This is a genomic window from Chryseobacterium formosum (assembly GCF_026460885.1).
In the GTDB taxonomy this organism is placed as follows: Bacteria; Bacteroidota; Bacteroidia; order Flavobacteriales; family Weeksellaceae; genus Chryseobacterium; species Chryseobacterium formosus.
The window spans coordinates 1-13,740 of the sequence record NZ_JAOVZW010000028.1; the positions used below are offsets into that span (position 1 = coordinate 1).

At 33.5% G+C, this 13,740-nt stretch carries 9 protein-coding genes; all 9 read right to left on the minus strand.

Features of this window, described 5'->3' with window-relative positions:
* Positions 1-42 precede the first annotated feature (42 nt).
* The 9 genes from OF897_RS19440 to sucC all read right to left on the minus strand — a co-directional run bounded on the left by OF897_RS19440 (position 43) and on the right by sucC (position 13,732).
* Positions 43-1,494, minus strand: coding sequence for a beta-lactamase family protein (locus tag OF897_RS19440; protein ID WP_267267327.1), 1,452 nt, complete (start codon positions 1,492-1,494; stop codon positions 43-45).
* Positions 1,495-1,565: 71 nt separating this feature from the next.
* A complete protein-coding gene (locus tag OF897_RS19445) occupies positions 1,566-2,999 on the minus strand; it encodes a serine hydrolase (protein ID WP_267267328.1) in 1,434 nt (477 codons plus the stop codon).
* A 94-nt stretch (positions 3,000-3,093) separates the two neighbouring features.
* Entirely contained in the window at positions 3,094-4,230 is a 1,137-nt protein-coding gene (locus OF897_RS19450) for a helix-turn-helix domain-containing protein (protein WP_267267329.1), read from the minus strand.
* 102 nt (positions 4,231-4,332) lie between these two features.
* Positions 4,333-6,228, minus strand: a complete 1,896-nt coding sequence (gene htpG / locus OF897_RS19455) for a molecular chaperone HtpG (RefSeq protein WP_267267330.1) — start codon at positions 6,226-6,228, stop codon at positions 4,333-4,335.
* Between the two features lie 253 nt (positions 6,229-6,481).
* Positions 6,482-7,489, minus strand: a complete 1,008-nt coding sequence (gene recA, locus OF897_RS19460) for a recombinase RecA (protein WP_047444724.1) — start codon at positions 7,487-7,489, stop codon at positions 6,482-6,484.
* 290 nt (positions 7,490-7,779) lie between these two features.
* Entirely contained in the window at positions 7,780-8,973 is a 1,194-nt protein-coding gene (locus OF897_RS19465) for an oxygenase MpaB family protein (protein ID WP_267267353.1), read from the minus strand.
* A gap of 70 nt (positions 8,974-9,043) precedes the next feature.
* On the minus strand, positions 9,044-9,823 hold the full coding sequence (locus OF897_RS19470; protein ID WP_267267331.1) for a response regulator transcription factor: 780 nt from the start codon (positions 9,821-9,823) through the stop codon (positions 9,044-9,046).
* Positions 9,824-10,164: 341 nt separating this feature from the next.
* Complete coding sequence (locus OF897_RS19475) at positions 10,165-12,363, minus strand: reprolysin-like metallopeptidase (RefSeq protein WP_267267332.1); 2,199 nt, start codon at positions 12,361-12,363, stop codon at positions 10,165-10,167.
* Between the two features lie 178 nt (positions 12,364-12,541).
* Positions 12,542-13,732 (minus strand): ADP-forming succinate--CoA ligase subunit beta, encoded by a 1,191-nt coding sequence (gene sucC, locus OF897_RS19480; RefSeq protein WP_267267333.1) that lies wholly within the window; start codon positions 13,730-13,732, stop codon positions 12,542-12,544.
* Positions 13,733-13,740 lie beyond the last annotated feature (8 nt).

Consider the following 13,740-nt stretch of genomic DNA (forward strand, 5'->3'; position numbering starts at 1 on the left):
TGCCGCCGCCAAAACGTTTTAAAATATCAATTAAAAGTACTATTATTTCTTTTTCAAAATTTCCTCTATTTTCAAAAGCATTTGTTTCCCATTTTCATTTTTAGGATTCAGTTCTACTGATTTTTTATACATTTCGATTGCTTTATCTTTATTCCCGGTTTTTAATAATGCTTCGCCATAACTATCATAAGCGTTCCAGCTTTTTGGAAACAAATGAACATTAAGCTTGAAAATTTCTAAAGCTTCGGTTTGTTGATTATTTGCCATCATTCGATATGCCCAATTATTCAATTCTGCTTCTTGTGGATTAAATTCGGGATTGATTTTTTTGGTTTTTTCTGTAAACTCAATAGCTTTATCAAATCCTATTTCCCGTAGATTTTTTCTCAAAAAAGTTAGTGGATCAGCTTTTAAAATATCAGAATTATAACATCCTGCAATTTCTTCTAAAAAATCTTCTGGAGCACTTCCTCCTAAGTTCGTCAAAACGATGATCGTCAATTTGTCATCAGGATAAACCAGCAAGGCAGACCTATTTCCGCCAGACATTCCTATTGCTTTGTGGTTTTTTCTAAATTTTGCAATTCCCCAACCTCGTGTCCAGTTGGTCGGATTTCCATTGTTGAATTTGCTTGGCGACCACATCAAATCTAATGTTGATGATTTTTGAAACAATTTACCCGTTTGCAAAGCAATTATCCAGTTTGCCATGTCTTCAGCTGTACTGTTGATTCCCGCTCCGGTTCTTGTAAAATCGGGAAACTCTGTATAATTATTTACCAGTTTATCATCCGTTTTGCCATCAAAGAAATTTCTGTAACGGTAAGTAGGCGCAAAATTCGGTATCAAATCTCTGGAATCTCCAAATAATGTGTGTTTCATCCCAACAACTTCAAACTGATTCTTTACGAAATTATCCGAAAATGATTGATGACTGACTTTTTCAATAATCTTTCCTAACAAATAATAATTGGTTTGATTATAACTGAACTGCTCGCCTGTTTTAAATTCCAAAGGAAGTATTTTCAGCTTTTTCCAAATCGCCTGTTCGGTTTTTAAAGGACCAATATTACCCGTGAGAGGATCAAGGAGTTGTAGGATTTCTGGCAGTCCTGAAATGTGCGTTAACAATTGGTCAACCGTTATATTTTGCCATTCCGATGGTAAATCATTCAGGTATTTTTTGATAGGCGCATTGAGTTCTATTTTGTCTTCTTCTACCAATTGCATTACGGAAACACCAGTGAAAATTTTTGTATTAGAATTAATTGGAAAAATGGTTGTGTTTTTGACAGAAATATTGTCTTGAATATTTGCGTATCCGTACGATTTACTTAATACAATTTTGTCATTTTGTACAACTGCCAATTGCAATCCAGGAATTCGCCTTTCTTTCATTTCACGATTGATAATTTCATTAACTTTTGAATTTACACTTTGTGCAAAAGTGTGGAGCGATAAAAAAAGAAGGATGATTAGGTTTAGTTTTTTCATTTAGAAATAATTGATTTTCTACTTCATTAAGACAGCTTACACAATGATTTTGTTACATTTAGAAACTGTTATTATTTCCCAATTCCCTTTTCAATATTCAACAGCATTTGTTTTCCATTTTCGTTTTCAGGATTTAATTCCAAAGATTTCAAATAATTTTGTTTAGAAAGCGCATATTCTTTATTATTAAAATAGGCTTCTCCCAAACTATCAAATAGATTTGCATCTTTAGGAAACTCTTTTACAGCCAACTTAAATATTTCTATAGACTCCTTATTTTTGCTACTTCTTAATAATTCATATCCTAATTTATTCAATTCACTAGAATTTTCGAAGCTGTACTCTTCCTTTGAATTTTTTTTGAGCAAATAGTAAGTTTCTATCGCTTTATTTACGTTATCGAGAGATTCCTTTCGTATCGCTTGATAAATAGATTTTTTAGGAATTTTGTAATCTTTCCCTAACATTAAATTATGAATAATATGTCCCAAATCCCAGACTGTATTTTTATTATTGGACACTAGAATTATGGTAATTTTATTCTTAAAATCATTTAAAAAGATGGATTCAAATTTATACGATACTCCATTGTGTCTTTGTAGTTCATCCTTTTCAAAGTATCTGCCAAGTGAACCACCTTCATCTTTTGCGTATGGATTATTCAACATAGTTTGAAAGGATTCTTTGGATATCAAACGATTAGAATTCATCGCTACAATCCATTTATTAAAATCATTAATATCTACCCAAAGCCAACCACTTATAAATTCCATTTCTGGACATTTTACATTATCAAAATCGTAACAAGACGTTCTATTTTTATAACCAAATTTTGGGTCAAATACCGAATTTGTCATTTTCAATGGTTTGGTTATATTTTTAATGACGAATTCCTCGAATGATATTCCAGCTACCTTTTCAATGATTCTTCTTTGTAAAAATACATTGCTATTGTCATAGCTGTAACTAGTTCCTGGTTCAAAGAGTAAACTATCGTTGCTTCTCAACATTTTCCACGCCTCCTCGTCATTTTTAGGTACCGCTGGGTCGATTCGCGGAATACCACTCGCGTAATTGACAAGATGTCGTATGGTCACTTTTTCTGACCATTTCGGTAATCCCAAATTAAATTTAGATATATAGTCATCAAGATTAAGAAGACCACGTTCAACCAAAATCATTATTGCAACCGCATTAAATTCCTTTCCAATAGAACCAATGTTAAATATTGATTTATCAGTTAGAGCTGTTTGTCGCGTTTCATCGGTAAAACCAAATGATTTTTGGTAAATGATTTTATTATTTTTAGAAATAAGAACATTCCCATTGAATAAATCTCTTTCGTAGGATTTTGTCATTAAGGAATCAATTTGATTGATTCCTGATTTTTGTTTAGTCGAATTTTGATTTCTATTCTTTGCCCCTTTAAAATCATTTAATTCTTGTCCGGAAACATGGTTGATAAAGAAAACAGTGGATAATATTAAAAGAATTAATTTTTTCATTTTGATTTTATAATTTGATGCAAAGATGCGCCAGAATGCTTGAACACACGACCGATTAAAAAAAGTCGAACTCATCTTTCAATAAATTCGATACTTAAAATGGATTTTTTCGAAACTCAGTAGGTGTTTTCCCCGTGTGTTTTTTAAAAGAAGTACTAAAAGAAGATTTGGAATTGAAACCTACCTGATAGAGAATTTCCAGAATTGTCAATTCTTTTTGTGACGAATCTTTCAAAATTTCCTTGGCTTTTTCAATTCGATATTCATTAATGAAATCAAAAAAATGTTTGTTCATATACAGATTAATCAAAGCCGATAAATCTTTGACAGGCATTTTCACTTGCTCTGCTAAATCCTGAATTGTCAACGATGAATTCAAATAAGGCTCATTTGAAATCATAAAATTTTTTAAAGATTCTATTTGTTTATTTTTTTCGTCGTCAATTGAAGGGGAAGATTTCTGTTTTGGGACAACTTCTGTAATAGGTTTCAGATCAGAATTCACACCTCTGAAAAATTCAGGATTGTTTAATGCAATAAATAAATACCAGCAAGTACAAAATAAAAACGAAAATCCATCCAAGGTTACAATCCAGGCTCTGACCTCTCCCAAACCAATCGTAAAAGTAACCAGCCATCTTAGAAGCACCAAAAAATGTAAGAGATAATATAGAATCGTTATTTTGTAAAGTGCATTAATTATAGAAATATTCGGATTCGTATAGTTCTCAAGATAAACAGTTCTTGACTTTCTAATAACTAAAAATGAAGCAATAAAATAAGCCTGAAATAACAATTCGAAAAGAAATTGAAAAAAATGGGTGATAGGCATTCGATTCATATTCTTTATAAAATGCAATTTCATATCGGTATTCTCGAAATATACACCCGACATTAAATTCAAATTGTAAGCAATAAATGGAATGGCGTGCAGTAAATGTTTTGGTTTTAGTCGGAAATTAGAATAGCAAACCGACATTGCATAGAGATAAAACGATGCCGGAACCAAATAGACAATACTCCAGCGAAAAACCTCAAGGTTGATGAGACTATCAGTAATATGATGAATCAAAAATTTACTAGCATCTATGGCATTTGCGATAAGAAAAAATGCGAAAAGTCGGTTGCCTAACTTATGTTTTGTTTTCACGGTCAGCAAAAACACGGCAAGAAATAGAATGACAAAAATTCCAATACAAGCAGTGATTTCTAAAAAGCTGAACTTATCCATGTTTTATTAAGGAAAGCCAAATTTACTATTTCTATGATAAATTTGTTCAAAAAAAACTCGGAACGACTAATCGCTCCGAGCTTCAATATAAATTAGATTAATTTACTTTTCCAATTGCTTATAACTTCTTTGGATGAAGTCGGTAAGCTCTTTTCCTTTCAATAAATTCTGAGATAGTTTCGCCAAATCTAAAGCGTATTTGATTTGAGAACTTTTCTCCTCAGCATTTTCATTAGCTAAAATTTTCGAAGCAAATTCGCTGTTAGAGTTCACCACCAAATTATACATTTCAGGGAAACCGCCCATACCGAACATTCCGCCACCGCCGGTTGCCTGCATATCTTTCATTCTACGCATAAATTCTGGCTGAGTGATTGTGAACGGAGCATCTTTGCTGTCTAAATCTTCCAACTGAACTGTGAATTTTTTATCGTTAATCGACTCTTCAACGTTTTTCTTTAATGATTCTTTTTCAGTTTCATTTAATTTTGAAATCGCTGGTTCGTCTTTTTTAATTAAATTATTAACGTGATCTGCATCAACTCTTGCAAAAGAAATTTTCTCTTTTGAAGTTTCCAGTTTTTGAATCAAATGCGGAACAATTGGCGAATCTAAAAGAATAACTTCATATCCTTTATCTTTAGCAGACTGAATGTAAGAATGTTGTTCATCGGCATTTGTAGCGTAAAGAATGACTAAATTTCCGTCTTTGTCTGTTTGAGAAGGTTTGATTTTTTCTTCCAATTCATTCCAAAGGAAATACTTACCGTCGGTTGTTGGATATAATGCAAATTTGTCAGATTTTTCGAAGAATTTATCTTCAGAAATCATTCCGTATTCGATAACGATTTTGATGTCATTCCACTTTTTATCGTAATCTTCACGGTTTTCATTGATTAAAGAAACCATTTTGTCAGCTACTTTTTTCGTGATGTAAGAAGAAATTTTCTTCACGGCACCGTCGGCTTGCAAATAAGAACGAGAAACATTCAACGGAATATCCGGAGAATCTATCACACCTCTTAATAACATCAAAAAGTCTGGAACAATTCCTTTCACCTCATCGGTTACAAAAACCTGATTTTGATATAATTGGATTTTATCTTTTTCGATGTTTAAATTGTTCGCCAGTTTCGGGAAATACAAAACTCCCGTCAAGTTAAACGGATAATCTACATTTAAGTGAATATTAAACAAAGGTTCTTCAAACTGCATCGGATACAATTCATGGTAGAACGCTTTGTAATCTTCATCTTTCAATTCGCTTGGAGATTTCGTCCAAGCCGGAGTTGGATTGTTTACGATATTATCAACTTCCACAGTTTCAGCAATCGCATCTTCTGCAGCACCTTCAGGTAAAGGAAGCGTTTCAGTTTTTGTTCCGAATTTAATGGGAACAGGCATGAATTTGTTGTATTTAGTCAACAATTCACGGATTTTATTTTCTTCCAAAAATTCTAATGAATCTTCAGCAATGTGAAGAACGATTTCCGTTCCTCTATCCGTTTTATCTGTAGTTTCTTCTAATGAAAACTCTGGACTACCGTCGCAAATCCATCGAACTGCAGGATTTTCTTCACGATAAGATTTTGTGATGATTTCCACTTTTTCTGCAACCATAAAAGCAGAGTAGAAACCTAATCCAAAATGCCCGATAATTCCTGAATCTTTAGCAGAATCTTTATACTTGTCTAAGAATTCTTCAGCTCCCGAAAATGCTACTTGGTTGATGTATTTTTCAACTTCTTCAGCTGTCATTCCCAAACCTTGGTCGATGATGTGAAGTTTTTTATTTTCTTTATCGATTTTAACTTCGATTTTCGGATTTCCGTAATCTACTTTTGCTTCACCAATGTTGGTTAAGTGTTTTAATTTTAAAGTTGCATCCGTTGCATTTGAAATTAATTCTCTTAAAAATATTTCGTGATCGCTGTATAAAAACTTTTTAATCAACGGAAAAATATTCTCCACCGAAACATTGATATTTCCTTTAGTCATTTTTTTGAATTTTTAAATTTGATTATTAATTCTCAAAAAAAATACCATTGAACGGAAAGTGACAGATTGGCATTTTTTTATCATCAATTTCTCCGAATAAAACATATTCAATAGTTCAGTTCAATATATGTTACGAAATAAAGAATACTGCATAGTCGTAGTCTAAGGCTATACAAGTTTTCTTTAACCTTCTTTATAAAACAAAAAAAGACAGCCATTCAGCTGTCTTTTTTTTAAAATCAAAACAAATAAATTATTTTTTGTTGTTGATAATTTCTTCTTTTACTTTGTTTTCAAGCTCTTCAGCCAATTCAGGATTGTCTTTCAACAAATCTCTTACACCGTCTCTACCTTGACCTAATTTAGTTTCACCGTAGCTGAACCAAGAGCCGCTTTTCTTCACAATTCCCATATCTACTGCAGTATCTAAGATTTCTCCGGTTTTAGAAACACCTTCACCGTACATGATGTCAAATTCTGCCATTTTGAAAGGTGGAGCGACTTTGTTTTTCACAATTTTCACTTTCACACGACTTCCAACTGCTTCGTCACCATTTTTAATTGGTGCAGATGCTTTTCTGATATCCACTCTTACTGAAGCGTAGAATTTCAATGCGTTACCTCCAGTTGTAGTTTCAGGATTTCCGAACATTACACCGATTTTTTCCCTTAACTGGTTGATGAAAATTACCGTACATTTTGTTCTTGAAATCGTTGCCGTCAGTTTTCTCAAAGCCTGAGACATCAATCTAGCATGAAGACCCATTTTAGAATCTCCCATTTCACCTTCAATCTCCGCTTTTGGAGTTAAAGCTGCAACAGAGTCAATTACCACGATGTCGATTGCTCCTGAACGAATCAGGTTATCTGCAATTTCCAAAGCTTGTTCTCCGTTGTCTGGCTGAGAAATAATTAAGTTTTCAAGATCGATTCCTAGTTTACCTGCGTAACCTCTGTCGAAAGCGTGCTCTGCATCAATAAAAGCTGCAATTCCACCTGCTTTTTGAGCTTCTGCAATTGCGTGAAGCGTTAAAGTTGTTTTACCTGAAGATTCCGGTCCGTAGATTTCGATAATTCTTCCTCTTGGGTATCCGCCAACTCCTAAAGCGATGTCTAAACCTAATGATCCAGAAGGAATAACTTCGATGGTAGTGTCAATTGCACTATCTCCCAAAGTCATTACAGTACCTTTTCCGTAGGTTTTATCTAACTTGTCAAGCACTAAAGCAAGTGCTTTTTTCTTATCATCTATGTTGCTCATTCGATTAAATATAATTTATCAAAAGTACAGAATTTTAATCTCAAAAACCAATATTTAAATCATAAGTACATTCTAAAAACTGTTAAATTTTCAATTAAAAATTCTCTAATGCAAACGTTGGCTCTTAATTTTTGTATGATGAATACTTTTGAATATTTGCTGAGTATTCTAGCCCAGATTGAACGATTTGTCTGAGCTCTTTTTATGGTTGCTGAGCTTGCGAAGTAATCATAAAAAAGCGAGTCGTGAAAGCTGGAAATAGCTCCGAAAAAAGTGACAAGTAAGAAACTTTAGTGAAAATTTGAATTTTGAGTGATATTTAAATAGTCTTTCAAAACTTTCATTTGATCTTTGTTTCCTTTTTTGATTCTTGTTTCACGGCTTACTGTTGAATCGTAAATTTTATTGATAATTCTTTTGGTCATCGGGAAACCGCTTTTGAACGGAACATCGGGAATTTGTAATCTTTTGCAGACATTTTCACCCAGCAAAAACCACGTACAGCAAATGTGTAGATAACGCAGATTTTTTCTCTGAAATTCAAATTTTAAAATCGGATTTTCTAAAGATTCATTGAGTAAAGAATGCGCCAACAAAACAGAATCTTTATCTGAAGGCGGCTGAATGGAAGTCCATAAATAAAAATATTCCGTAGCCTGTTTTTTGTTTTCTGGAAGGAGGTTTTCAGGAATTCCAAGTAAATATCCTACGTATTTCCAAAGATGAAATAAGCCTTTTTCTTCTTGTTCAGAGAAAGTATTTCCCAATTTGTGTAAACTGTGAAGAAAAACCAAACTGAACCCCACATAAGTTGCCATCATATCCCATGAATTGATGGGTTCGCCCCAATTAGTATCCCAGTTTTTGTAATGTTTTTTAATGGAAAGTCTGGCGTAAGAATGAATTAATCTTGTTTTAATGGCAAATTCGTACCCTTTTTTATGGATTTCCAATGCATCATATCTTGTTACGTTTACCCAAAAATCTAATGTCTCGGAAAGTCTTTTTACAGCTCCTTTTTTTAGAGCTTCGGTTGCAATCAGCGGTTTGTTGAGGTAAGCGTAGTCATAACCGCCAATTAAACAGTAATCTCTGAGGGAAATCAAAGAATCAAGATTGCTCCGCATACATAATTCTGCACCGCTTTTAATTAAATCATAATCAAGCCAATTTGGAATTTCCTGAGTCTGAGCAAACATTTTTTTTACACTTTGTGGAACTTCATCATTTTCTGAAACTCCATTTCGGATGTACTGCTCGATTTCTCTCGAAGCTTCAGTATATTTTTTAGTTAAATAAACGTCTTTTACAACCTCATCACCAATTTCATCTACATGATAATAGAAATGTGAAAACTTTTCAAAGTCTTTGAAACTCAATTCTGCTCCGGAAAATTCAATCAACTGTTTTCCGTTTCCTTTCGTCCAAAAATCTTTAAAATGAGGTGAATCTTTAAATCGTGGCTGTAAATTGTGCTGTTCCATCACTGATAAAGGTACAAGTTTTAAGCCGAAAATTGTTGGTGAGATTTGTCAGTTTTAAATTTAAACCCTATCAAATCAATCCTAAATCAAAAGCTTTTTTCACCAATTCTTTACTGTTTCTACAACCAGTTTTCTTTAAAATATTTCTTCTGTGTGTACGAACGGTATGCTCAGAAAGTATTAAAACTGTTGAAACTTCTTTTCCTGAATATCCTTTGGCAATCAATGATAAAATTTCGTTTTCACGTTTCGTGAGTGCATTTTCGTAATCAGGTAAAGAAAGTAAATTGTGTTCAATCTTAAACTGATGAAAATCTTGCCTCGGACCAATACCCGTCAACAAAACGATATAAGAATTTTCTGAAGTAATATGCTGAATATTGGTATGAATATTAACCGATTGTATTAAAAACGAACTTTCATTTTCCAAAGTATGAATCGCCTGATGATGGAAAAGTTCGTAATTTCCTTTTCTCGTTTTCATCCTAAAACAATAACTTGGCTTTAAAAAACGTTGGTGCTCACTTCCGATTTCCACCATTTTTTCAACGATAGTTTGCTCTGCTTTAATTACAAAAGGAAGATCATCGGGATGAATCAAATCAATAATTTCTTTAAGATGAGATGGATATTTTTTCAGTCCATGCATTTTAAGAATATTTTCGTGATGATTTGTTAGAGTACTATCCGTTAAATTCAACACGTAATAATAAAACTCTCCCACCGAAAACATTTCTCCAATAATTGCCTCTATTGAAGGCACTTTAAGATTTACCTCTTTGTGATTTTTTGCCCCAGGAAAAGTCTTCCAGATCTCAATAAGCGGATGGTTTTCTTCAGACTTTTTCATGGCTTAGACTTTAAAATTAAAAATAGTTAAATTTTTCTTAAAAATACGCCTTAAGTGGTATTTTTTCATATTAAATAATTTATAATCTTTGCATCAAACTAAAAACCATGAAGACTTTCTCTTTAAAAGGTTTAAATAGTTTATTTTAAATTATTTTTTAATACTATAGTAAAAAATATACCGAATTTTGAAATTAAGTAAAAACAGGTTTCAAAGTTCCTTGATGAAAAGTTTATTTTTAATTACACCATTTAACATTGTTTAAATGGTTTTTATTTTATTTAAATTAAAAAAATACGGTCAGATAACTCCAACCGTATTCTATATTTTAAGACTGTTATTTATTTTTTAATAATCAGTTTTTCATTATAAATTTCACCGTTATTCATTTGTAAGGAAAGAATATAATTTCCGGATAAAAATCCGTCTGTTCTGATTTGATTATCGCCTTTCAGTTCTCCTGAACTAACCAATTTTCCTGAAATATCATAAATGGTATATTTTGCCTGATCTGATTTATTTTTAAACTTAATATTAATCACATCTTTTACAGGATTCGGATAAATTGCAAAAGTTTTCACCGCACTCTCTGAAGTAGAAAGGAATGACTGAATCGAAAAATTTGAAGGGTTCAACGCAAAGTAAATATTTCCGATAGCCTTCACCATAATTCTCGCTGAAGCAACATTTTCATTAGGTAAATTCACTACAGCAGAACCGTTATTCGGAACACTTGCCGCCAAAACTGTATTAAAGTTTGCTCCGTTATCTTTTGATAAAAGAATAGTAACATTTTGAGTATTAACCGTTCCTGTATTGGTTCCCGCAACATCCCATGTTACTGTGATTGGGTTTTGCGCACTGTAAGAGGTATTTGTTGGCTGAGAAGTTACCGCAAAAGGTCCGTCATTTGTAACCGTTACAACCATTGCATCATTTGCAGCCTGATTTCCTGTAGCTTTATTATCATTTACCAATAAAGCGAAGTTCAATGTTCGTGCAACACTCGGTGTAACTTCCCATTTCGGAACCAAATTATTAGCCAAAACTGAAGTCATATTCGGGAAATATCTCATCGGAGAAGTTGACGGAAGAAACGAACGGTAAACCGGACCCGCAGTTGCAGTAGAAACTGGTGGTTGTGTGTTGCTTGTATTATTATATTGTTCCCATAAATAGGTAATAGGATCATTATTCGGATCAGTTCCCGTTCCGGTTAAGACAAAAGCTGTTCCTTTTGGAATGATGTAATCTGCTCCTGCATCTGCAGTCGGAACTCCGTTATTATTTGAAACTTTCGCTGAACAGTCGGTAGATCTCTGTAAAACCGCATACATTTGTACCACACTTGCCGCATGGAAATACGGATCACTATTATTTTGAACATTATTGTTGGCTAGACAAATTCCCGCATACGCCATAATAGTAGTTCCGCTTCCAGGTTCGTATGCTGTAGCCGTGCTTGCATTACCTTGACATGAACCCGTATTTGCTCTAAAAGTGTGCGCTCCACCAAATTGATGCCCCATTTCATGAGCTACATAGTCAATATCGAAAGGATCACCAACTGGAGCTCCAGAACCTGTAACGCCTCCTGCTTTATTTGTAGTACAAACAGAACCTAAATACGCTACTCCACCTCCACCAGTACTGAAAACGTGACCAATATCGTAATTAGCTGAACCTATAATACTGTTTACATTTGAAATATTTTCACCCAACATTGTAGAGCCATTATTATTTGTATAAGGATCTGTAGTGCCGTTTGTATAAATCAAAAGACTGTTATTCGCTACCATAACCATTGTAGCAGAAATTGTTTTTTCATACACACCATTTACTCTTGTCATAGTAGTTGCCATTGCACTCATTGCTCCGGCTGTCCCTCCATGAAATGTAGTGTATTCTCCAGTTGCAGCCAATGCTAATCGATAAGTTCTGAATTGCCCGTCAGAAACTAAAGGTGCTTTTTTCTGTACAGAAGTATTCTGATTTGTATTTTGATCTAACATATCTTCAACATGACATTCAAAAAGTCGGTCATTTTTTGGAAGATCTTTTCTTTTATATAAAATAAATGATGAATTATCCTGAGTATAACTATCCAAATAACTTACATCCCAACCATCAAAATACATTACGCTTATTCCTGTTTGCGGAGTTAAGCTGAAACGAATGGTATTCGAGGGATTTCCTTTTTCCCAACCAGTGTAAGATCTTATTTCAGGAAATTTAGCCTGTAATTCGGGAGCCATAACAGATGCTTCCTGGACAATATAATCTCTTACTCCACCGTTAGAATCCGGGAATTTAATAACTAAATTTTCATTTTTCGAGAAACGTTGTGGTGCATTTTTCAGATCAGATTTTATTTTATCTAAATCTAATTGATATAGAGAGAAAGTTTTAGGAGTTACCCATCTTGGTTTTAGCTCCCCTCTTTCAGCTTTATTTTCTTTTTGCTTTGACCAATAATTCTGTTGAGCAAAACCTTGCCCTGCAATCAACAGACAAGAGATAATAAATGTTTTTGCTTTCATTAATTTTAACTTTTAATTATTAATATTTAGTGATTGTATCTTAAAAAATATATTTTTTATCTTTTTAAAAATAATTTAGCCTAAAATTAACAATTAAAATACCACAAAAATAATTTTTTAACAAAAAAATCCGTCTTCTTACGAAAACGGATTTTATATTTTAAAGTTAATTTAAATATTAAGCTAAAACTTCTTTTACTTTGTTTGCAGCTTCTTCTAAAGTAATTGCAGAGTGAATTGGCAATCCAGCTTCGTCAATTAATTTTTTAGCTTCTACAGCATTTGTTCCTTGTAATCTTACGATCAATGGAACAGGAAGGCTTCCCATTGCGTGGTAAGCATCTACAACACCTTGAGCAACTCTGTCACATCTTACGATACCTCCGAAGATATTGATCAAAATAGCTTTTACGTTTGGATCTCTCAAGATAATTCCGAAAGCAGTTTGTACTCTCGCTGCATCTGCAGTTCCACCAACGTCCAAGAAGTTTGCAGGGTTACCACCAGATAATTTGATGATATCCATAGTTGCCATTGCAAGACCAGCTCCATTTACCATACAAGCAACGTTACCGTCTAATTTTACGAAGTTAAGACCAGCTTCACCAGCTTCAACATCGATAGGATCTTCTTCTCTTGTATCTCTAAGAGCTTCAAGATCTTTGTGACGGAACAATGAGTTACCATCCAAAGTTACTTTAGCATCTACAGCGATAATTTTGTTATCAGAAGTTTTCAAAACCGGGTTGATTTCGAAAAGAGATGCATCAATTCCTACATAAGCATTATATAAAGAAGAAATGAATTTTGTAAATTCTTTGAAAGCGTTCCCTTCAAGACCTAAGTTGAAAGCAATTTTTCTAGCCTGGAAACCTTGAAGACCTAAAGTAGGATCAATTAATTCGTTGTGAATCAAATGAGGAGTTACTTCTGCAACGTGCTCAATATCCATACCACCTTCAGTAGAATATACGATTGTATTTTTACCTTCAGCTCTGTCTAAAAGAATAGAAACATAAAATTCTTTAGTTTCAGATTCTCCAGGATAATAAACGTCTTCTGCAACCAATACAGAGTTTACCAATTTACCTTCAGCAGAAGTTTGTGGAGTGATCAACTGCATTCCGATGATGTTTCCAGCGTTTTCTTTAAGTTTATCCATATTTGGAGAGAACTTTACACCACCACCTTTACCACGACCACCTGCGTGAATCTGTGCTTTTACAACCCAAGCCTGAGCTCCGGTTTCAGCAGTCAATTTTTCTGCAGCTGCTACAGCTTCTTCTACGTTGTTTGCAACGAAACCACGTTGGATAGCTACTCCATACTTTGATAAAATCTCTTTTGATTGATACTCGTGAAGATTCATATTATTTT

What these genes read in the sequence shown, in the direction of transcription:
- OF897_RS19450 (WP_267267329.1), bottom strand. Translation starts at nt 4,230, where the DNA reads ATGGATAAGTTCAGCTTTTTAGAAATCACTGCTTGTATTGGAATTTTT.
- OF897_RS19475 (WP_267267332.1), bottom strand. Translation starts at nt 12,363, where the DNA reads ATGAAAGCAAAAACATTTATTATCTCTTGTCTGTTGATTGCAGGGCAA.
- OF897_RS19440 (WP_267267327.1), bottom strand. Translation starts at nt 1,494, where the DNA reads ATGAAAAAACTAAACCTAATCATCCTTCTTTTTTTATCGCTCCACACT.
- OF897_RS19445 (WP_267267328.1), bottom strand. Translation starts at nt 2,999, where the DNA reads ATGAAAAAATTAATTCTTTTAATATTATCCACTGTTTTCTTTATCAAC.
- OF897_RS19465 (WP_267267353.1), bottom strand. Translation starts at nt 8,973, where the DNA reads ATGGAACAGCACAATTTACAGCCACGATTTAAAGATTCACCTCATTTT.
- htpG (WP_267267330.1), bottom strand. Translation starts at nt 6,228, where the DNA reads ATGACTAAAGGAAATATCAATGTTTCGGTGGAGAATATTTTTCCGTTG.
- sucC (WP_267267333.1), bottom strand. Translation starts at nt 13,732, where the DNA reads ATGAATCTTCACGAGTATCAATCAAAAGAGATTTTATCAAAGTATGGA.
- OF897_RS19470 (WP_267267331.1), bottom strand. Translation starts at nt 9,823, where the DNA reads ATGAAAAAGTCTGAAGAAAACCATCCGCTTATTGAGATCTGGAAGACT.
- recA (WP_047444724.1), bottom strand. Translation starts at nt 7,489, where the DNA reads ATGAGCAACATAGATGATAAGAAAAAAGCACTTGCTTTAGTGCTTGAC.